This is a genomic window from Escherichia sp. E1130, assembly GCF_005781065.1.
Taxonomy (GTDB): Bacteria; Pseudomonadota; Gammaproteobacteria; order Enterobacterales; family Enterobacteriaceae; genus Escherichia.
Genome location: NZ_VATL01000015.1, coordinates 131,468 through 151,888 on the forward strand (window position 1 = coordinate 131,468; position 20,421 = coordinate 151,888).

Below are 20,421 nucleotides of genomic sequence, written 5' to 3' on the forward strand. Positions count from 1 at the left end.
GACTCCAGATCGGATGATGAAGGGCACGCCCTTAACGACTTGACGACAGCGCGTTTTGGGCTACGCCGGAAAATTTGCCAACAATTTACCGCAAGCCGCGCGTCATGTACATGGAACATCCTTTTGCCGTTTCAGAAATCTCTGGATCATGCTCGCATGTTGCGCAATCTGCTCGCCCGTCCGCTGCGCTTTTTCTTATACTTAGGACGAGCGTCGATTCACCTGCAAACGGCGCATTTTTAGAATAATCCTGACCTTGTGCGGAAGAGAAAACATGAAAATTCGCGCCTTATTGGTAGCAATGAGCATGGCAACGGTACTGACCGGTTGCCAGAATATGGACTCCAGTGGACTGCTCTCATCAGGAGCGGAAGCTTTTCAGGCTTACAGTTTGAGCGATGCGCAGGTAAAAGCCCTGGGCGATCAGGCGTGCCAGGAGATGGACAGCAAGGCGACGATTGCGCCAGACGGTAGCGAATACGCTAAACGTCTGACCACTATTGCTAATGCGCTGGGAAATAACATCAACGGCCAGCCGGTAAATTACAAAGTGTATATGGCGAAGGATGTGAATGCCTTTGCGATGGCAAACGGCTGTATCCGCGTCTATAGCGGCCTGATGGATATGATGACCGATAACGAAGTTGAAGCGGTGATCGGCCATGAAATGGGCCATGTGGCGTTAGGCCATGTGAAGAAAGGGATGCAGGTAGCGCTTGGTACAAATGCCGTACGAGTAGCTGCGGCCTCTGCGGGCGGGATTGTCGGCAGTTTATCGCAATCACAACTCGGTGACTTGGGCGAAAAATTAGTCAACTCGCAATTCTCCCAGCGCCAGGAAGCAGAGGCGGATGATTATTCCTACGATTTGCTGCGTCAACGCGGCATCAGCCCGGCAGGCCTTGCCACCAGCTTTGAAAAACTGGCGAAACTGGAAGAAGGCCGCCAAAGCTCAATGTTTGACGACCATCCGGCATCCGCCGAACGCGCCCAGCATATTCGCGATCGTATGAGCGCGGATGGGATAAAGTGATTTCATATTTCTCCGACAGGAATGTCGGAGAAATTTTCATTCAGGGCCGGCCACAGTCATTAAACAAGCTCAATCATTTGGGGCATCAATTCGCTTCGTAGATTGCTTTCTCTGGTGTATCCAATCGCACCTCTACTACATCGGCAGTGCTTACGCCACAAGCCCAGGCAAAAGCCGTCTCTGTTCCTTCAGGTAATGGAGTATCCCAGGGTAAAGTACGCCACGGACTCCCCTGCTCTTTTAATAAAGATGTAATGGCTTTCTTAAAAAGAATATGGGTAATCAGGTGCCGTTTATCCGTTGCTTTCCAGTACCAACGGGCCAGCAAAAAATGTCCGGCCAATTCGCGCCAGCTTCTATAATGTTGCTGCACGCGTCTGGCTGCCAGCATCGAAAAATCGACCATTTCACGCTGGGTAATGTATCCCACTTGCGCCCCGCTATTACATAGCATGACAAAACGCACCATATCCCAGGCACAAAAATCTATGTCGCATATTTTACGTCGATTTTTTCTGACCATCTGTAGCTGCCACAAACGCTCTTTCGCTTCGCTACTTGATTTCGCGTTCTGAGCTAATTGCTGAGCGAACGCGCGATACTCAGCATCCGGCATTTCGCTATCGTTTTTGATCTGTTCTTCATAAACTGAACGATGCCCTGCTACAAACAAAGCTAAGAGTTGCTCAAGTAACGAATCCCGATCAAAGACGCCCCACATGTCAGCAAGTGACTCAACTTCACTTTTGCAATCATTCTCTGCTTCCACGGAATCATCATTAACGACTCGTCGCGCCCAGTGATTGTTACCCGCAATGGCATAAGGCGCGCCGACTGCCATCGCCCAACGTTCAGCCGCAGGAATTTTTTGAATTGAGGGATCTTTACAGGATGCTTTGAAAAGGCGATGTCCGGCGAACACCAGGCCATAACCAATCCACAAAACAGCCACAAATGCGAGAATAAGTATTATCGCTACCAGATAAAGGGCATATTTTCCTATTGTCAGTAAGACATCCAGCCAGGAAGAGTCTTGCTCCGTAACTGTTTGCTCCACCGATGTCAAAGGGGACTCACTGACCCGGTCTGGCGCGGTCCTCGTCAACACAGGGGAATCCATATGTTGCTTGAATGAGCGTTTTTTAAGCAAATCTATTTTTTTCTGCACCTCATCAGTAACCCGACCGTTTTTTTCAAACTCGTGTAACGATGCAATATCAATCGCAGCAATCTTCCATTTACCATCCCCTTCCCGGATTAATTCCATTGGAATATCAATATCAGATTGGTGACCAAAAAAAGCACCAATCTGCGCCTTGTCGCCTTCGACGAAGGTCGCTAAAGGATCGCTATAACTGGGGAAACGTCGTTTACACGTTTTGGGTGACTCTTGCCAGTATTTCAGTACAGGCTCCATTAAAGCAGGCGTAAATACTTGCTGCATTTCCGCAAGGCGATCGTGCGAATCTGTGCTGGTGACAAACTCAGGGCCACATAATGCGTGATAACTCTTTTTGACGACAGAGGAAATGGCCTCTTTGTCTTGTTGCAGCTGTGCGGCAATTTTCTGTTTTTCTGCTCTATCGCAGCCAGTTGATAAAAGAAATAACAAACAAAGAAGAGGCTTCCAGGGAAGAGTGCGTTTCATCTATTTATTCCATTAAAAACGCGATAATAACAATCCATTAAAAAACAGCAGTCAGGGTAAAGATGACTTAATTAACAGGATAGGTTTTAAATGATAAGTCCCTTGTGCCAGACAAGGGACTGTGCAAAAAATTCAACCTGGCAGATTACTTACTCGCCCTTTTTCGCCGCCTGAATATACAGCATCTCCAGCGCCAGCGTCGCCGCTGCCAGAGCGGTGATTTCCGACTGATCGTATGCCGGAGCCACTTCCACTACGTCCATCCCAACGATGTTGAGATCTTTCAGGCCGCGTACCAGTTTAATGGCGCGATCGGAGGTCAGGCCGCCAATTACCGGCGTACCGGTTCCCGGCGCGAAAGCAGGATCCAGGCAGTCGATATCAAAGGTCAGGTAAACCGGCATATCACCCACAATCTGTTTCACCTGGGCGATAACGTCATCCACGCTGCGATCGTTCACCTGGCAGGCGTCCAGCACGGTAAAGCCGTTGTCTTTATCAAACTCGGTACGAATACCAATCTGCACGGAATGATTCGGGTCGATCAGACCTTCTTTCGGCGCGGTATAGAACATGGTGCCGTGGTCAAATTCACAACCGTTCGCGTAGGTATCGGTGTGGGCATCAAAGTGTACCAGCGCCATTTTGCCGAAATGCTTCGCATGTGCACGCAGCAGCGGCAGCGTAACAAAATGGTCACCACCGAAGGAGAGCATACGCTTACCAGCAGCCAGCAGCTTCTCGGCGTGCGCCTGCAGCTTCTCGCTCATCTCACGGGCATCGCCGAAGGCATATACCAGATCACCGCAGTCCACCACGTTCAGACGCTCACGCATGTCGAAATTCCACGGGAAGCGGTTGTGTTCCCAGGCCAGATTCGTCGAAACCTGACGGATAGCTGCCGGACCGTGACGACCACCCGCACGACCAGAAGTGGCCATATCGAACGGCACGCCAGTAATTACCCAGTCAGCATCGCTGTCATACGGCTGGAAGTTCATCGGCAGGCGTAAAAAACCAAAGGCGTTGGAAACCAGTGAGTTATCGTATTGATGACCTAAGGTGCTCATGGATGGACTCCTATTACAAAGTCGATATAAAAAAACCCTTCCGCGTCGTTAGGCCCGACGAGGAAGGGTTGGATTTGCGAAACACAAGTTTGTGCTAATTATCGCCCTAAATGGGCGAGGCATCAAGCAAGGTTACTATTTACGGCACGGCGGCGGCGCATAGCCATTGTTGTCCGCCGGAAACGCTTGCCCAGAGCACGGCGGCAGCGCGTTTTGCGCCGGGCCTTGTAATTCAAAGGCGGCAAAGCCGATTACACCGATATTACGCACATCGCCTTGCGCCGAATTGGCTGCGTAGGAATCAGCAACGTTGGCGAACTGAAAAGCCGCTTCGGTATGTTTATCTTTGCGGAATCCTTTAATCGCTAACGAATCTCCGGCATTCACAATATAACCGTTGTTATTCAGCGAACCTTGCTTACCGTTCAGAACATCCAGGCCATCAACCGTAGCAACGATCTCGTAGTTGGTGTTACGACTGTAATTGCGGACATATAATTGATAATTCATTCCTACTCTGGCATGGACAATATAGCGTGGTTCATTATTTGATGAATCATAAACCCGCGTAATAGGTAGAGAATTAAAATTACCATCGCGAATAGCATATTCCAGTTCGTTAATACGAATGCTATAAACGCGGTCGTAGCCGGAAGGAACATTAGTCGAATAACTAATAACGATCATCTCCGCCGGATCGCGCCAGGCTCGCTCAGCAGATACGCCCTGAACCGTTGAGTGCACATCTCCACCCCAGGCGGTGCCGACATTGCCCGATGCACTGCTATTATACTGCGCATTACTTGCGCAACCTGCCAGCAGCACGATTAATGCCACCAACGCGCTACGTACTTTCCATTTTTTCATAACCGTTCCCTCTGCATTTAATTAATGCAGCGATTGTAGGGAGATTATTTAATAAGAAAAGCAGCTAAATTATTTTTAAGAATATATAAAAAGAAAGCGGGCCAATTTACGTAAATAAATCGACCCGCCAGCGGAATAATCTTAATTATTCATCTTCAAGATAGGTATAACCGTACAAACCTGCCTCGAACTCTTCCAGGAACTGTTGTTGCAGTTCAGCATCAAGATCGGTTTTCTTCACTTGATCACGGAACTGAGTTAACAGCGTTTTCGGATCGAGCTGTACATATTGCAGCATGTCCGCCACGGTATCGCCTTCGTCAGACAGTTCCACTTCTACGCTGCCGTCAGGGAAGACGAACACGTCAACCGCTTCGGTATCACCGAACAGGTTGTGCATGTTGCCGAGGATCTCCTGATATGCGCCGACCATAAAGAAACCGAGCATCGGCGGATTCTCCGGATCGTACTCCGGCATTGGCATTGTCGTGGCAATACCGTCACCATCGATATAGTGGTCGATAGCACCGTCAGAGTCACAGGTAATATCCAGCAGCACAGCGCGGCGTTCCGGCACTTGATCCAGCCCTTCCAGCGGCAGTACCGGGAACAACTGGTCGATCCCCCACGCATCCGGCATCGACTGGAACAGCGAGAAGTTGACGTACATTTTGTCCGCCATACGTTCCTGCAGCTCGTCGATAATCGGGCGATGAGCGCGGTTTTGCGGGTCCAGTTGCTTCTGCACTTCATGGCACATGCTCAAATAAAGCTGCTCAGCCCATGCGCGTTCTTGCAGGCTAAAGGTGCCAGAAGAGTAGCCGATATGAATATCGTGCAGATCCATCTGGCTGTCGTGCAACCATTCACGCAGAGAACGGCGAGTTCCCGGTTCGTGCATTTCCTGCCAGGTTTCCCACATGCTTTGCAGTGCGCGCGGCGCATCTTCTGCGGGCGCGGTCGGCACCGTGTATTCGTTACGTTCCACGCCGATGATATTAGACACCAGCACGGTGTGATGCGCAGTCACCGCACGACCCGATTCGGTGATTACCGTCGGATGCGGCAGACCATTTTCTTCACACGCATCACCAATCGCCCAGATGATATTGTTGGCATATTCATTGAGGCCATAGTTTACGGAGCAGTCGGACTGCGAACGGGTACCTTCATAGTCCACGCCCAGACCGCCGCCGACGTCGAAGCACTGAATATTGACGCCCAGCTTGTGCAGTTCCACATAGAAACGTGCGGATTCACGAACGCCCGTGGCGATATCGCGAATATTCGCCATCTGCGAACCAAGGTGGAAGTGCAGCAATTGCAGGCTGTCGAGACGCCCGGCTTCACGCAGCGTTTCAACCAATTGCAGTACCTGAGTCGCTGCCAGGCCGAACTTCGATTTTTCCCCGCCGGAAGATTGCCATTTACCCGAGCCTTGTGAGGCCAGACGTGCACGCACGCCCAGACGAGGAACGACATTCAGACGCTCTGCTTCATCCAGCACAATGGCGATTTCTGACATCTTCTCAATGACCAGATAAACCTTGTGGCCCATCTTCTCGCCAATTAATGCCAGGCGGATATATTCGCGGTCTTTATAACCATTACAGACAATCACGCTGCGGGTCATGCCAGCATGCGCCAGCACCGCCATCAACTCTGCTTTCGAGCCTGCTTCCAGCCCCAACGGTTCGCCAGAATGAATCAGGGACTCAATCACGCGGCGATGCTGGTTAACTTTGATCGGATAAACGAGGAAGTAGTCACCGTTATAACCGTAGGATTCACGCGCACGTTTAAACGCGGCGTTTATGGAACGCAAACGGTGCTGCAGGATCTGCGGGAAACAGAACAGTGCAGGCAGACGCTGGCCCTGTGCTTCGCGGGTTTTCACCAACTGCGCGAGATCGACGCGAGCTTCCGGTACGTCCGGGTCCGGGCACACGCTGATGTGGCCCAGCTCGTTAACGTCATAGTAGTTATTGCCCCACCAGGCAATATTGTAAGTACGCAGCATCTTGCTGGCTTCCTGGGAGCTCATTGCAACCTCCTGCATGGAGCGTAGTACACCGTGTTCGCCCGCTGACGAAGGCAAACTCATAGACATGTCGTCAGACATAGCGAACCTCAAATTATTTTATTAAGTGTAAAACAGTTAACCACTATCGCAGCCTGAAACTGCGATAACAACCCATAAGCACATGGATTTTCCAGCAGTGTATGCTGACGCTCCGACTGCGCAACCGGTTTCTTTTTCATAACATTATTAAGCACATAACCGAACGTAAGTGTGACAGTTCGGCGAAACCACGAGAAAACTCTTGTTTTTACAAGAGCGCCCTTGTTCAGTCCTCAGTAACTGTAACCAGCTCTTGAATCCTGAGAAGCGCCGAGATGGGTATAACATCGGCAGGTATGCAAAGCAGAGATGCAGAGTGCGGGGAACGAATCTTCACCAGAACGGTGAGACAGGTTAAGCAGCAGACAACGGTTCATTATTTCGTATCACCTCCACGGTCGCCCGTTAAGACGAACCCACAAGCCAAAACTCTGATTTCAACCCGGCTGGAAGTGGCAACACGAAAGAAACGTCGTGTGCTTTTTATTTAAGCCGCGCGTCGCGTTTTATACCCCACAATGGCAGAAAATTGCAAAAGATAAATACAAAGAATGCCAGCATTGTCAGGAAAAATTTCCAGCCACGTTTTTAACAGAATGAGACACGATTCAAAAAAAAGTGGAAATCGGGTGAAGGATTGACCTAAAATAGCCATCCAGATGTTAATCCATCCATACTGATTAACACTCAGACTGCCAGTGTTTTTAACCTGTCGAGTCGTGGTAGGATCCGCTACCACAGAAAATCCACACAACAGTTTGAGCTAACCAAATTCTCTTTAGGTGATATTAAATATGGCAAAACACCTTTTTACGTCCGAGTCCGTCTCTGAAGGGCATCCTGACAAAATTGCTGACCAAATCTCTGATGCCGTTTTAGACGCGATCCTCGAACAGGATCCGAAAGCACGCGTTGCTTGCGAAACCTACGTAAAAACCGGCATGGTTTTAGTTGGCGGTGAAATCACCACCAGCGCCTGGGTAGACATCGAAGAGATCACCCGTAACACCGTTCGCGAAATTGGCTATGTACATTCCGACATGGGCTTTGACGCTAACTCCTGTGCGGTCCTGAGCGCCATCGGCAAACAATCTCCTGACATCAACCAGGGCGTTGACCGTGCCGATCCGCTGGAACAGGGCGCGGGCGACCAGGGTCTGATGTTTGGCTACGCAACCAACGAAACCGACGTGCTGATGCCAGCACCTATCACCTATGCACACCGTCTGGTACAGCGTCAGGCTGAAGTGCGTAAAAACGGCACTCTGCCGTGGCTGCGCCCGGACGCGAAAAGCCAGGTGACTTTCCAGTATGACGACGGCAAAATCGTTGGCATCGATGCTGTTGTGCTTTCCACTCAGCACTCTGAAGATATCGACCAGAAATCGCTGCAAGAAGCGGTAATGGAAGAGATCATCAAGCCGATTCTGCCGGCTGAATGGCTGACTTCCGCAACCAAATTCTTCATCAACCCGACCGGACGTTTTGTTATCGGCGGCCCGATGGGTGACTGCGGTCTGACTGGTCGTAAAATTATCGTAGATACCTACGGCGGCATGGCACGTCACGGTGGCGGCGCGTTCTCCGGTAAAGATCCATCAAAAGTGGACCGTTCCGCAGCGTACGCAGCTCGTTATGTCGCGAAAAACATCGTTGCTGCTGGCCTGGCTGACCGTTGCGAAATTCAGGTTTCCTACGCAATTGGCGTGGCTGAACCGACCTCCATCATGGTGGAAACTTTCGGTACCGAGAAAGTGCCTTCTGAACAGCTGACCCTGCTGGTACGTGAGTTCTTCGACCTGCGTCCATACGGTCTGATTCAGATGCTGGATCTGCTGCACCCGATCTACAAAGAAACCGCAGCATACGGTCACTTTGGTCGCGAACATTTCCCGTGGGAAAAAACCGACAAAGCGCAACTGCTGCGTGAAGCTGCCGGTCTGAAGTAATCTTTCTTCACCTGCTTTCAAAGGCCAGCCTCGAGCTGGCCTTTTCTTTTACCTCACCGCGGTGGATAGGCGTTCACGCCGCATCCGGCAAAAAGCCGCCCGCGCAATGACATCATTCTTCCTGAACACGTTTTACCCGCAAATCATCATCACGATTGAAACCGATTACACCAGCAACACAGAGCAAATATTCACAATATTTTCATCGTATGATTCATTTTTTATAATCGTTACATTTCTTTTCAGTTAAGTCTTAAATGCAGATAACTGTGTTTAACCTATGATTATATAACTCAATTATTTTCATACACTTAAATTATAATCATAATGAATGTTAGTATAAGCGATTACACTGATGTGATTTGCTTCACATCTTTTTACGTCGTACTCACCTATCTTAATTCACAATAAAAAATAACCATATTGGAGGGCATCATGCCTGACGCTAAAAAACAGGGGCGGTCAAACAAGGCAATGACGTTTTTCGTCTGCTTCCTTGCCGCTCTGGCGGGATTACTCTTTGGCCTGGATATCGGTGTAATTGCTGGCGCACTGCCGTTTATTGCAGATGAATTCCAGATTACTTCGCACACGCAAGAATGGGTCGTAAGCTCCATGATGTTCGGTGCGGCAGTCGGTGCGGTGGGTAGCGGCTGGCTCTCCTTTAAACTCGGGCGCAAAAAAAGCCTGATGATCGGCGCAATCCTGTTTGTTGCCGGTTCGCTGTTCTCTGCTGCTGCACCGAACGTTGAAGTGCTGATTCTTTCCCGCGTGCTGCTGGGACTGGCGGTAGGTGTGGCCTCCTATACCGCGCCGCTGTACCTCTCCGAAATTGCGCCAGAGAAAATCCGCGGCAGTATGATCTCGATGTATCAGTTGATGATCACTATCGGGATCCTCGGTGCTTATCTTTCTGATACCGCCTTCAGCTACACCGGCGCATGGCGCTGGATGCTGGGTGTGATTATCATCCCGGCAATTCTGCTACTGATTGGCGTCTTCTTCCTGCCAGACAGCCCACGTTGGTTTGCCGCTAAACGCCGCTTTGTTGATGCCGAACGCGTGCTACTGCGCCTGCGCGACACCAGCGCGGAAGCGAAACGTGAACTGGATGAAATCCGTGAAAGTTTGCAGGTTAAACAGAGCGGTTGGGCGCTGTTTAAAGAGAACAGTAACTTCCGTCGCGCGGTGTTCCTGGGTGTACTGTTGCAGGTGATGCAGCAATTCACCGGGATGAACGTCATCATGTATTACGCGCCAAAAATCTTCGAACTGGCGGGATATACCAACACGACGGAACAAATGTGGGGGACCGTGATTGTCGGCCTGACCAACGTACTTGCCACCTTTATCGCAATCGGTCTTGTTGACCGTTGGGGACGTAAACCAACGTTGACGCTGGGCTTCATGGTGATGGCTGTGGGCATGGGCGTACTGGGTACAATGATGCACATCGGTATTCACTCACCGTCGGCGCAGTATTTCGCCATCGCCATGCTGCTGATGTTTATTGTCGGTTTTGCCATGAGCGCGGGTCCGTTGATTTGGGTACTGTGTTCTGAAATCCAGCCGCTGAAAGGCCGCGACTTCGGTATCACCTGCTCCACCGCCACCAACTGGATTGCCAACATGATTGTCGGCGCAACCTTCCTGACCATGCTCAACACGCTGGGCAACGCCAATACCTTCTGGGTTTACGCAGGTCTGAATGTGCTGTTTATCCTGCTGACACTGTGGCTGGTGCCGGAAACCAAACACGTTTCGCTGGAACACATTGAACGTAATCTGATGAAAGGTCGTAAACTGCGCGAAATCGGCGCTCACGATTAATCTCCTCAGGCTTCCTCCCGTCGCGGAGGAAGCCACCTCTTGCAGTCATCTTTTCTTCGCTCTATCCTCTGCCGCTATGAAAACATCCCGTCTCCCTATCGCCATTCAACAGGCTGTTATGCGTCGCCTGCGGGAAAAACTCGCCCAGGCCAACCTGAAGCTGGGGCGTAACTATCCGGAGCCAAAACTCTCTTATACCCAGCGTGGCACATCCGCCGGAACGGCCTGGCTGGAAAGCTATGAAATTCGCCTCAATCCCGTTTTGCTGTTGGAAAACAGTGAAGCCTTTATTGAAGAAGTGGTGCCACACGAACTGGCGCATCTGCTGGTGTGGAAGCACTTCGGTCGCGTAGCGCCACATGGCAAAGAGTGGAAGTGGATGATGGAAAGCGTGCTGGGCGTTCCCGCCCGCCGTACGCATCAGTTTGAACTGCAATCCGTGCGCCGTAACACTTTCCCCTACCGTTGCAAATGCCAGGAGCATCAGCTTACCGTACGTCGTCATAACCGCGTGGTACGAGGCGAAGCCGTCTATCGCTGCGTTCACTGCGGAGAACAACTGGTTGCTCAATAACCAGCAGAACTATCAGGAATTTTACTGATCTGGCTGATTGCATACCAAAACAACTTTCGCTACGTTGCTCGCTCGTTTTAACACGGAGTAAGTGATGTACCGTAATTTGTCTGTGGCTGCGGTGGTACTGAGCGCAGCATTATCCGGCACGGCGTTAGCCGAAGGCATCAATAGTTTTTCCCAGGCGAAAACAGCAGCGGTAAAAGTCTACGCTGATGTGCCGGGAACATTTTACTGCGGATGTAAAATCAACTGGCAGGGTAAAAAAGGCATCGTGGATCTGGAGTCGTGCGGGTATCAGGTGCGCAAAAATGAAAACCGCGCCAGCCGCGTAGAGTGGGAACATGTTGTTCCCGCCTGGCAGTTCGGCCACCAGCGTCAGTGCTGGCAGGAAGGCGGTCGTAAAAACTGCGCTAAAGATCCGGTTTATCGCCAAATGGAAAGCGATATGCATAACCTGCAGCCCGCGATAGGTGAAGTGAACGGCGATCGCGGCAACTTTATGTACAGCCAGTGGAATGGCGGCGAGGGCCAGTATGGGCAGTGCGCCATGAAGATTGATTTCAAAGAAAAAGTTGCTGAACCGCCAGCTCATGCCCGTGGTTCCATTGCGCGGATTTACTTCTACATGCGTGACCAGTACAACCTGACACTCTCACGCCAGCAAACGCAGCTGTTTAACGCCTGGAACAAAATGTATCCGGTCACCGACTGGGAGTGTGAGCGTGACGAACGCATCGCGAAGGTGCAAGGCAATCACAACCCGTATGTGCAACGCGCTTGCCAGGCGCGAAAGAGCTAACCTACACTAGCGAAATTCTTTTTGTTAACCCTGCCCCACGCGCGCAACCGCGTGGGGAGACGACGCGGATATTTAACCATGCGTATCCCCCGCATTTATCATCCTGAACCACTCACCAGCAATTCGCAGATCGCGCTTTGTGAAGATGCCGCTAACCATATCGGGCGCGTCCTGCGTATGGGGCCAGGTCAGGCATTACAGTTATTTGACGGCAGCAACCAGGTCTTTGACGCAGAAATCACCAGCGCCAGCAAAAAAAGCGTGGAAGTTAAAGTGCTGGAAGGCCAGGTAGACGATCGTGAATCTCCCTTGCATATTCACCTCGGTCAGGTGATGTCGCGCGGAGAAAAAATGGAATTCACTATCCAGAAATCGATAGAACTTGGCGTAAGCCTCATTACGCCACTTTTTTCTGAACGCTGCGGCGTTAAACTGGATAGTGAACGTTTGAACAAGAAGCTCCAGCAGTGGCAGAAAATTGCAATTGCCGCCTGCGAGCAGTGTGGTCGTAATCGGGTACCAGAAATCCGTCCGGCGATGGATCTGGAAGCCTGGTGTGCAGAGCAAGATGAAGGCTTGAAACTCAATCTTCACCCGCGCGCCAGTAACAGCATCAACACGCTGCCGTTACCAGTCGAACGCGTCCGCTTGCTGATTGGCCCGGAAGGCGGTTTGTCGGCAGATGAAATTGCCATGACTGCCCGCTATCAATTTACTGATATCCTGTTGGGACCTCGCGTTCTGCGTACTGAGACAACTGCGCTCACCGCCATTACCGCGCTACAAGTGCGTTTTGGCGATCTGGGCTAACGGAGAAGAATAATGATCAAGCTCGGCATCGTGATGGACCCCATCGCAAGCATCAACATCAAGAAAGATTCCAGTTTCGCTATGTTGCTGGAAGCACAGCGTCGTGGTTACGAACTTCACTATATGGAGATGGCCGATCTCTATTTGATCAATGGTGAGGCTCGCGCTCGTACCCGTACTTTGAGCGTCGAACAGAACTACGATAAATGGTACGAGTTCACGGGTGAGCAGGATCTGCAACTGGCCGATCTCGACGTGATTCTGATGCGTAAAGATCCGCCGTTTGATACCGAGTTTATCTACGCGACCTATATTCTGGAACGCGCCGAAGAGAAAGGAACGCTGATTGTTAACAAGCCGCAGAGCCTGCGCGACTGTAACGAGAAACTGTTTACCGCATGGTTCTCTGACTTAACGCCAGAAACGCTGGTCACGCGCAATAAAGCGCAGTTGAAAGCGTTCTGGGAAAAACACAGCGACATCATTCTTAAGCCGCTGGACGGTATGGGTGGCGCGTCGATTTTCCGCGTGAAAGAAGGCGATCCGAACCTTGGTGTGATTGCCGAAACCTTGACTGAGCACGGCACTCGCTACTGCATGGCACAAAATTATCTGCCAGCGATTAAAGATGGTGACAAGCGCGTGCTGGTGGTGGATGGCGAACCAGTACCGTACTGTCTGGCGCGTATTCCACAGGGCGGCGAAACCCGTGGCAATTTGGCTGCCGGTGGCCGTGGCGAACCTCGTCCGCTAACGGAAAGCGACTGGAAAATCGCCCGTCAGGTAGGACCGACGCTGAAAGAAAAAGGGCTGATTTTTGTTGGTCTGGATATTATCGGTGACCGCCTGACTGAAATTAATGTCACCAGTCCAACCTGTATTCGTGAGATTGAAGCAGAGTTTCCGGTGTCTATCACCGGAATGTTAATGGATGCTATTGAAGCACGATTACAGCAGCAGTAACCCTGTTTAGCGAGAGGGATCTCGTTGAGACTATGAGTGACAGCGCCATACTTTCCACGCATACTGGGCGCTGTTGCTTTTTTGAACCAGGAAACAGAACCTCTGACAATGAATTTACAGCATCACTTTCTTATTGCCATGCCTGCTCTCCAGGATCCGATTTTCCGTCGTTCCGTGGTCTACATTTGCGAACATAATACCAATGGAGCAATGGGGATCATCATTAACAAGCCACTGGAAAATCTCAAAATTGAAGGGATTCTGGAAAAGCTGAAGATCACGCCGGAGCCGCGTGATGAATCTGTCCGTCTGGACAAACCGGTTATGCTTGGCGGCCCGCTGGCTGAAGATCGCGGGTTTATTTTGCATACTCCTCCATCCAATTTTGCGTCCAGCATTCGCATTTCAGATAACACGGTGATGACCACTTCCCGCGATGTGCTGGAAACACTCGGCACCGATAAACAACCTGCTGACGTGATGGTAGCCCTTGGTTACTCCTCCTGGGATAAAGGCCAACTGGAACAAGAAATTCTCGATAACGCGTGGTTAACCGCCCCGGCAGATCTGAATATTCTGTTCAAAACACCGATAGCCGACCGCTGGCGCGATGCGGCAAGGCTGATTGGTGTTGATATTCTCACCATGCCTGGTGTGGCAGGGCATGCCTGATGAGCGGAACATTACTCGCCTTCGACTTCGGCACCAAAAGCATTGGCGTAGCGGTCGGCCAACGCATTACTGGCACCGCTCGCCCGCTGCCCGCAATTAAAGCACAGGACGGTACGCCGGACTGGAACCTTATCGAGCGTTTACTGAAAGAGTGGCAGCCAGACGAAATCATCGTCGGTTTGCCGCTGAATATGGACGGCACCGAGCAACCATTGACTGCCAGAGCGCGTAAATTTGCCAACCGTATTCATGGCCGTTTCGGTGTTGAAGTAAAGCTCCATGACGAGCGTCTTAGCACCGTGGAAGCGCGTTCCGGTCTGTTTGAACAGGGCGGCTATCGGGCGCTCAACAAAGGCAAAGTCGACTCTGCCTCTGCGGTTATTATTCTCGAAAGTTATTTCGAGCAAGGATATTAAGGCGATTTAAAAGCCTGGCGGATAGTCGTTACCGTCATCCCGCCATCTTGCCGGATGCGGCGTGAACGCCTTATCCAGCCCACATGTGGCAGCGGTCGTAGGTCTGATAAGACGCATCAGCGTCGCATCAGACGTTCATTGCCGGACGCGGCGTGAATGACTACGTTTGTAGGCCCGATAAGCTTGCGCATCGGGCATGTTTACAATTCGTATCAGGCACAGCAACGTCATAAACGCCCTTCCCCCACCCGCTGTTGATAACTCTGCTGAAACGTTATCATCCCCACCTGCTGCCCGGTTTGAATAACATGCGGTAACTGGTGGGTTTTCCCTTCGCGAATCAAATTCCCCACCGCAGGTGTGTTAATCAGTAATTCAAACAGCGCCACGCGTCCTTCCTGTTTATCCACTTCCAGCTTTTGTGACAACACCGCCCGTAAACTACCTGCCAGTTGATTACGCACGGGATCTTTTTCCTGCGCCGGAAACGAATCCACCAGTCGCTCAACTGCCTGCGCTGCGCCGCGCGTGTGTAATGTCGCCAGCACCAGGTGCCCGGTTTCTGCCGCCGTTAGCGCCAGACGGATTGTCTCGCTGTCACGCAGCTCTCCGAGCAAAATCACATCAGGATCCTCCCGCAATGCGGCCCGCAATCCCGATGCGAACGTCATACAGTGCAAACCAATTTCCCGCTGCTGGATCAAACATCGCTGGCTGGCATAGAGATATTCCACAGGATCTTCCAGCGTCAGAATATGCGCATCGGCATGTTGATTGAGATAGCCAACCATTGCCGCCAGCGTGGTGGATTTACCACTCCCCGTCGCCCCCGTCACCAGAATCAGTCCATTCTCGCTCTTGAGTAATTCCGGCAATACCGGTGGTGCGCCAAGCTGTTCGAGCTGCGGGCAGTGCGAAGGTAACAGCCGTAACGCCAGAGATATGCCTTGCCGCTGCGCGAACGCACTGCCGCGCAATCGCTGGTTTTCCGCCAGCGACACGGCAAAATCCAGCTGACCATTCTCCAGCAATATTGCCCGCTGATCGTCATCCAGCCACTCCCGCAGTAGCTCTTCGACGTCCGGCGCATCAAACGGCGCAGCTTCCATTCTGCCGCGAATGCGCCATCGTGCGGGCCAGGCGCTGCACAGGTGTAGATCAGAGACGTTATGCTTTACACTAAGGGCCACAATTTCTTCCATATTCATACTAAGATCCTCGGAAAATGAACGATATTGCGCATAACCTGGCACAGGTCCGGGACAAAATCTCAGCGGCTGCAACGCGTTGCGGCCGTTCTCCAGAAGAAATTACGCTGCTTGCAGTCAGTAAAACAAAACCTGCGAGCGCCATCGCAGAAGCCATTGATGCCGGGCAGCGTCAATTTGGTGAAAACTACGTTCAGGAAGGGGTAGATAAAATTCGCCACTTTCAGGAGCTGGGCGTAACAGGATTAGAATGGCATTTTATTGGCCCGTTGCAGTCTAATAAAAGCCGCCTGGTGGCAGAGCATTTCGACTGGTGTCATACCATCGACCGTTTGCGTATCGCCACACGCCTGAACGACCAGCGACCGGCAGAACTTCCCCCTCTTAACGTACTGATTCAAATTAATATTAGTGATGAAAACAGCAAGTCAGGGATTCAACTGGCGGAACTGGACGAGCTGGCAGCTGCGGTCGCTGAACTACCGCGTTTACGTCTACGCGGGCTGATGGCAATCCCGGCGCCTGAGTCAGAATATGTAAGGCAGTTTGAAGTTGCACGCCAAATGGCTGTAGCATTTGCCGGACTGAAAACGCGCTACCCGCATATCGACACGCTCTCTCTGGGAATGTCGGACGATATGGAAGCCGCCATTGCGGCAGGTAGCACGATGGTTCGTATCGGCACTGCCATCTTTGGTGCACGTGATTACTCTAAAAAATAAGGAATCTTAAGAACGCCATGAATACGTTGACTTTCCTGCTTTCAACGGTCATTGAGCTGTATACCATGGTGCTGTTATTACGCATCTGGATGCAGTGGGCTCATTGTGATTTTTATAACCCTTTCTCACAGTTTGTGGTGAAGGTGACACAACCGATTATCGGGCCACTGCGCCGCGTTATTCCGGCAATGGGGCCAATTGATAGCGCCTCGCTGCTGGTTGCCTATATTCTCAGTTTCATCAAAGCCATCGTGCTGTTTAAAGTGGTGACCTTCCTGCCGATCATCTGGATTGCCGGTTTATTGATTCTGCTGAAAACCATCGGCCTGCTGATTTTCTGGGTCCTGCTGGTGATGGCGATTATGAGCTGGGTAAGCCAGGGTCGTAGCCCAATTGAATACGTGCTGATTCAGCTTGCCGATCCGCTGCTGCGCCCGATTCGACGCCTGCTACCGGCAATGGGTGGGATTGATTTCTCGCCGATGATCCTCGTTCTGCTACTGTATGTCATTAATATGGGTGTCGCAGAAGTGCTGCAGGCGACCGGAAACATGCTGCTGCCGGGACTGTGGATGGCGTTATGAGTGCCGTAACAGTTAATGATGACGGTCTGGTTTTACGGCTCTATATTCAGCCGAAAGCCAGCCGTGATTCTATTGTCGGTTTACATGGCGACGAGGTAAAAGTCGCCATTACCGCGCCGCCAGTTGACGGTCAGGCCAACAGCCATCTGGTGAAGTTTCTCGGTAAGCAATTCCGGGTTGCCAAAAGTCAGGTGGTGATTGAGAAAGGCGAACTTGGCCGCCACAAACAAATTAAAATCATTAATCCGCAACAAATCCCGCCAGAAATCGCGGCGTTAATTAATTAGGTATCCTATGCAAAAAGTTGTCCTCGCAACCGGCAATGCCGGTAAAGTGCGTGAGCTGGCGTCGCTGCTTAGCGACTTCGGTCTTGATATCGTGGCCCAAACAGACCTCGGCGTAGATTCCGCTGAAGAAACCGGCCTGACCTTTATCGAAAACGCGATTCTGAAAGCGCGCCATGCGGCAAAAGTGACCGGTTTACCGGCAATTGCCGACGACTCCGGTCTGGCGGTAGATGCGCTGGGTGGCGCGCCGGGTATTTACTCCGCGCGTTATTCCGGTGAAGACGCGACCGATCAAAAGAATCTGCAAAAACTGCTGGAAACACTGAAAGACGTACCGGACGACCAACGTCAGGCGCGTTTCCACTGCGTGCTGGTATATCTGCGTCACGCGGAAGATCCCACTCCGCTGGTGTGCCACGGCAGCTGGCCGGGCGTGATTACTCGTGAACCAGCGGGTACTGGCGGCTTTGGTTATGATCCAATCTTCTTCGTACCTTCCGAAGGGAAAACCGCTGCCGAACTGACCCGCGAAGAAAAGAGCGCCATTTCTCACCGTGGTCGGGCGTTGAAACTGCTGCTGGACGCTTTACGTAATGGTTAAATTACCGCCGCTGAGTCTCTACATTCACATCCCGTGGTGCGTGCAGAAATGCCCGTACTGCGATTTCAACTCTCACGCGTTGAAAGGGGAAGTGCCGCACGACGATTACGTTCAGCATCTGCTTTGCGATCTGGACAACGATGTGGCTTACGCTCAGGGCCGTGAAGTGCAGACAATCTTTATTGGCGGCGGTACGCCGAGCCTGCTTTCCGGCCCGGCGATGCAAACGCTGCTGGACGGCGTACGTGCGCGTTTGCCGCTGGCAGCGGATGCAGAAATTACTATGGAAGCGAACCCTGGTACGGTTGAAACCGATCGCTTTGTTGATTATCAGCGTGCTGGTGTGAACCGCATCTCTATTGGTGTGCAGAGTTTTAGCGAAGAAAAGCTGAAACGACTTGGACGCATTCATGGCCCGCAAGAAGCGAAACGTGCAGCAAAACTGGCAAGCGGACTGGGGCTGCGTAGCTTTAACCTCGATTTGATGCACGGGCTGCCGGATCAATCACTGGAAGAGGCGCTAGGCGATCTGCGCCAGGCCATTGAACTGAATCCGCCGCATCTTTCCTGGTATCAACTGACCATCGAACCCAATACGCTGTTTGGCTCGCGCCCTCCCGTACTGCCGGACGAGGATGCGTTATGGGATATTTTCGAACAGGGGCATCAGTTGTTAACCGCTGCAGGTTATCAGCAATATGAAACTTCCGCTTACGCCAAGCCCGGTTATCAGTGCCAGCACAATCTCAACTACTGGCGATTTGGCGACTACATCGGTATTGGCTGCGGCGCGCACGGCAAAGTGACCTTCCCGGATGGGCGCATTCTGCGTACCACCAAAACGCGGCATCCGCGCGGTTTTATGCAGGGGCGGTATCTGGAAAGCCAGCGTGATGTCGAAGCCGCAGATAAGCCGTTTGAGTTCTTTATGAATCGCTTCCGTCTGCTGGAGGCCGCGCCGCGCGTGGAGTTTAGCCAGTATACTGGCCTTTCAGAAGAGGTTATTCGCCCTCAGTTAGACGAGGCTATCGCTCAGGGCTATCTCACAGAATGTGCGGATTACTGGCAGATAACGGAACATGGGAAGTTGTTTTTAAATTCGCTGCTGGAGCTTTTTCTGGCTGAGTAAATTTGTATTGCCGGATGCGGCGTGTACGCAACATCCGGCTACAACTCATGCGTCATCGCAACAATTACTTAATCACCCCATTGCGCCGCAGTTGTTCGGTATCTTTTTTCCAGCGTTCATTAGCCTGGTTGATATCGTCAATTTTCATCAAAATCGCGACTTTTTTACTGTTTATTTCTGAAATTTTCATCGTTAACGGATATTGCCCTTTTTCGAGCGTTATCCAGTCATCCTGCAATTTACGGCTAAGTTTTTGTGATTGCAGAAAAGTCTGTCGCCGTTGTTCGTTGATATCGAAATCTCGTTTCTGCTGAATCGGCACTTCATAACACTCTTCACTCTGTTTATGACATGCCGCAATCGCCGGTTGATAAACCTCTTTGTCATATTTAACCGCGAACGCCTCGCTATCATTCTGTTTATTAAACTCATCCCGCTGTTGGTGAATTTTTTTAAAAGCGTCTTCGCGGGTCATTTGCTTGCCATTTGCATCTTTTCCCCAATATGCATCTGCTGCTTTCTTCGCCGCCACCATTTGCTTATCAAGCGCTTTTACATCCTTTTCCAGCGCAGGAATCGAGTTCTTCTGGGTATTCAACGCTGATTCAAGCTGACTAAAGCGATAATTGAAATCTTCGCTATTCACAATCAGGTACTTATTATTCGTTTTAATATCGTCGACCGCCCGCCCACTATCGCTGGCTGCCGCCTGAAAAGAGTAAAAGTTCACCGTCCAGCCAGACGCGGGCGTTCCTTTACTGGTTAACATCGCCGAGAATTTTACCGGTTTATCTTTCGTCCAGGTCTGTTCGAGCAGTTCGTAATCTGCCAACTGACCGACCCAGGTATAGAGATCGTCACTGGAAGAGACATCGCCTTCCGCTGACCAGGTGGCCTGATTACCCTTAGCATCAAGATTTTTTAAAGTGATGGCATCAAGCTTGAGAATGCCGTGATACTGCTTTTTGAATTGATCTTTTAAGATATTTTCAGTTGGCGGTTCGCCATCGGCCCAGCTGTAACCTGACGTCAACACGAACAATGCCGTGCCTACAATCCATTGCTTTTTCACCGGAACACCCTCGCGCGGAATAATTTATTTCAGTGATTATCATCAGGGTAATAATGATTGGC

General features: G+C 51.2%; 23 protein-coding genes. 14 read left to right on the plus strand and 9 right to left on the minus strand.

All coding sequences use genetic code 11. From position 1 onward, the window contains the following. Positions 1-274: 274 nt before the first annotated feature. Positions 275-1,033 carry a metalloprotease LoiP gene (loiP, locus tag FEK66_RS14285; RefSeq protein ID WP_135495038.1) on the plus strand — a complete coding sequence of 253 codons (759 nt, stop codon included), beginning with the start codon at positions 275-277 and terminating at the stop codon, positions 1,031-1,033. A gap of 85 nt (positions 1,034-1,118) precedes the next feature. On the opposite strand, the gene FEK66_RS14290 is transcribed toward loiP, so the two are convergent. The 7 genes from FEK66_RS14290 to FEK66_RS26230 all read right to left on the minus strand — a co-directional run bounded on the left by FEK66_RS14290 (position 1,119) and on the right by FEK66_RS26230 (position 7,479). After that, on the minus strand, positions 1,119-2,681 hold the full coding sequence (locus FEK66_RS14290; protein ID WP_130207887.1) for a DUF1266 domain-containing protein: 1,563 nt from the start codon (positions 2,679-2,681) through the stop codon (positions 1,119-1,121). 149 nt (positions 2,682-2,830) lie between these two features. Continuing rightward, the gene (gene speB, locus FEK66_RS14295; protein WP_000105566.1) at positions 2,831-3,751 is read right to left on the minus strand and encodes an agmatinase; all 921 of its coding nucleotides are present in this window, start codon (positions 3,749-3,751) and stop codon (positions 2,831-2,833) included. A 135-nt stretch (positions 3,752-3,886) separates the two neighbouring features. Beyond that, positions 3,887-4,618 (minus strand): hypothetical protein, encoded by a 732-nt coding sequence (locus FEK66_RS14300; RefSeq protein WP_130207889.1) that lies wholly within the window; start codon positions 4,616-4,618, stop codon positions 3,887-3,889. A gap of 145 nt (positions 4,619-4,763) precedes the next feature. Next, positions 4,764-6,740 carry a biosynthetic arginine decarboxylase gene (gene speA, locus FEK66_RS14305; RefSeq protein ID WP_010347927.1) on the minus strand — a complete coding sequence of 659 codons (1,977 nt, stop codon included), beginning with the start codon at positions 6,738-6,740 and terminating at the stop codon, positions 4,764-4,766. 8 nt (positions 6,741-6,748) lie between these two features. Beyond that, on the minus strand, positions 6,749-6,880 hold the full coding sequence (gene yqgB / locus FEK66_RS14310) for an acid stress response protein YqgB (RefSeq protein ID WP_001338822.1): 132 nt from the start codon (positions 6,878-6,880) through the stop codon (positions 6,749-6,751). A 93-nt stretch (positions 6,881-6,973) separates the two neighbouring features. Further along, complete coding sequence (gene yqgG, locus FEK66_RS26225) at positions 6,974-7,117, minus strand: protein YqgG (RefSeq protein ID WP_001297404.1); 144 nt, start codon at positions 7,115-7,117, stop codon at positions 6,974-6,976. Between the two features lie 110 nt (positions 7,118-7,227). Next, entirely contained in the window at positions 7,228-7,479 is a 252-nt protein-coding gene (locus tag FEK66_RS26230) for a hypothetical protein (protein WP_130207893.1), read from the minus strand. A gap of 55 nt (positions 7,480-7,534) precedes the next feature. Here FEK66_RS26230 and metK point away from each other — a divergent pair, with 55 nt between their 5' ends. The 8 genes from metK to ruvX all read left to right on the plus strand — a co-directional run bounded on the left by metK (position 7,535) and on the right by ruvX (position 14,756). Continuing rightward, positions 7,535-8,689 carry a methionine adenosyltransferase gene (gene metK / locus FEK66_RS14315; protein ID WP_130207895.1) on the plus strand — a complete coding sequence of 385 codons (1,155 nt, stop codon included), beginning with the start codon at positions 7,535-7,537 and terminating at the stop codon, positions 8,687-8,689. Positions 8,690-9,124: 435 nt separating this feature from the next. Further along, the gene (galP, locus tag FEK66_RS14320) at positions 9,125-10,519 is read left to right on the plus strand and encodes a galactose/proton symporter (protein WP_130207899.1); all 1,395 of its coding nucleotides are present in this window, start codon (positions 9,125-9,127) and stop codon (positions 10,517-10,519) included. A gap of 76 nt (positions 10,520-10,595) precedes the next feature. Next, positions 10,596-11,093, plus strand: coding sequence for a SprT family zinc-dependent metalloprotease (locus FEK66_RS14325; RefSeq protein ID WP_130259425.1), 498 nt, complete (start codon positions 10,596-10,598; stop codon positions 11,091-11,093). Between the two features lie 94 nt (positions 11,094-11,187). Beyond that, positions 11,188-11,895 carry a deoxyribonuclease I gene (gene endA, locus FEK66_RS14330; RefSeq protein ID WP_130207903.1) on the plus strand — a complete coding sequence of 236 codons (708 nt, stop codon included), beginning with the start codon at positions 11,188-11,190 and terminating at the stop codon, positions 11,893-11,895. Positions 11,896-11,973: 78 nt separating this feature from the next. Then, positions 11,974-12,705 (plus strand): 16S rRNA (uracil(1498)-N(3))-methyltransferase, encoded by a 732-nt coding sequence (gene rsmE, locus FEK66_RS14335; protein ID WP_130207905.1) that lies wholly within the window; start codon positions 11,974-11,976, stop codon positions 12,703-12,705. Positions 12,706-12,717: 12 nt separating this feature from the next. Further along, positions 12,718-13,668, plus strand: a complete 951-nt coding sequence (gene gshB / locus FEK66_RS14340) for a glutathione synthase (RefSeq protein WP_130207907.1) — start codon at positions 12,718-12,720, stop codon at positions 13,666-13,668. 108 nt (positions 13,669-13,776) lie between these two features. Beyond that, entirely contained in the window at positions 13,777-14,340 is a 564-nt protein-coding gene (locus tag FEK66_RS14345) for a YqgE/AlgH family protein (RefSeq protein WP_130207909.1), read from the plus strand. Then, positions 14,340-14,756 (plus strand): Holliday junction resolvase RuvX, encoded by a 417-nt coding sequence (gene ruvX / locus FEK66_RS14350; RefSeq protein WP_000017111.1) that lies wholly within the window; start codon positions 14,340-14,342, stop codon positions 14,754-14,756. Before FEK66_RS14345 ends, ruvX begins: the two co-directional genes overlap by 1 nt. Before the next feature lie 227 nt (positions 14,757-14,983). Here ruvX and FEK66_RS14355 read toward each other — a convergent pair whose 3' ends face one another. Continuing rightward, positions 14,984-15,964, minus strand: a complete 981-nt coding sequence (locus FEK66_RS14355; RefSeq protein ID WP_001349546.1) for a type IV pilus twitching motility protein PilT — start codon at positions 15,962-15,964, stop codon at positions 14,984-14,986. Between the two features lie 17 nt (positions 15,965-15,981). Here FEK66_RS14355 and yggS point away from each other — a divergent pair, with 17 nt between their 5' ends. From yggS to hemW, 5 genes are read left to right on the plus strand one after another with little or no spacing between them, the layout of a single operon-like run. Then, positions 15,982-16,686 (plus strand): pyridoxal phosphate homeostasis protein, encoded by a 705-nt coding sequence (gene yggS / locus FEK66_RS14360; RefSeq protein ID WP_000997795.1) that lies wholly within the window; start codon positions 15,982-15,984, stop codon positions 16,684-16,686. A gap of 17 nt (positions 16,687-16,703) precedes the next feature. Next, the gene (gene yggT, locus FEK66_RS14365) at positions 16,704-17,270 is read left to right on the plus strand and encodes an osmotic shock tolerance protein YggT (protein ID WP_001094831.1); all 567 of its coding nucleotides are present in this window, start codon (positions 16,704-16,706) and stop codon (positions 17,268-17,270) included. Then, complete coding sequence (yggU, locus tag FEK66_RS14370) at positions 17,267-17,557, plus strand: DUF167 family protein YggU (protein WP_001277222.1); 291 nt, start codon at positions 17,267-17,269, stop codon at positions 17,555-17,557. The genes yggT and yggU overlap by 4 nt, the downstream gene beginning before the upstream one ends. A gap of 7 nt (positions 17,558-17,564) precedes the next feature. Further along, on the plus strand, positions 17,565-18,158 hold the full coding sequence (locus FEK66_RS14375) for an XTP/dITP diphosphatase (protein WP_130207915.1): 594 nt from the start codon (positions 17,565-17,567) through the stop codon (positions 18,156-18,158). Continuing rightward, positions 18,151-19,287: a radical SAM family heme chaperone HemW gene (gene hemW / locus FEK66_RS14380; RefSeq protein WP_135495039.1), complete on the plus strand. Its 1,137-nt coding sequence runs from the start codon at positions 18,151-18,153 to the stop codon at positions 19,285-19,287. The genes FEK66_RS14375 and hemW overlap by 8 nt, the downstream gene beginning before the upstream one ends. A gap of 64 nt (positions 19,288-19,351) precedes the next feature. Here hemW and FEK66_RS14385 read toward each other — a convergent pair whose 3' ends face one another. Then, complete coding sequence (locus FEK66_RS14385; RefSeq protein ID WP_138211485.1) at positions 19,352-20,359, minus strand: DUF1202 family protein; 1,008 nt, start codon at positions 20,357-20,359, stop codon at positions 19,352-19,354. Positions 20,360-20,421 lie beyond the last annotated feature (62 nt).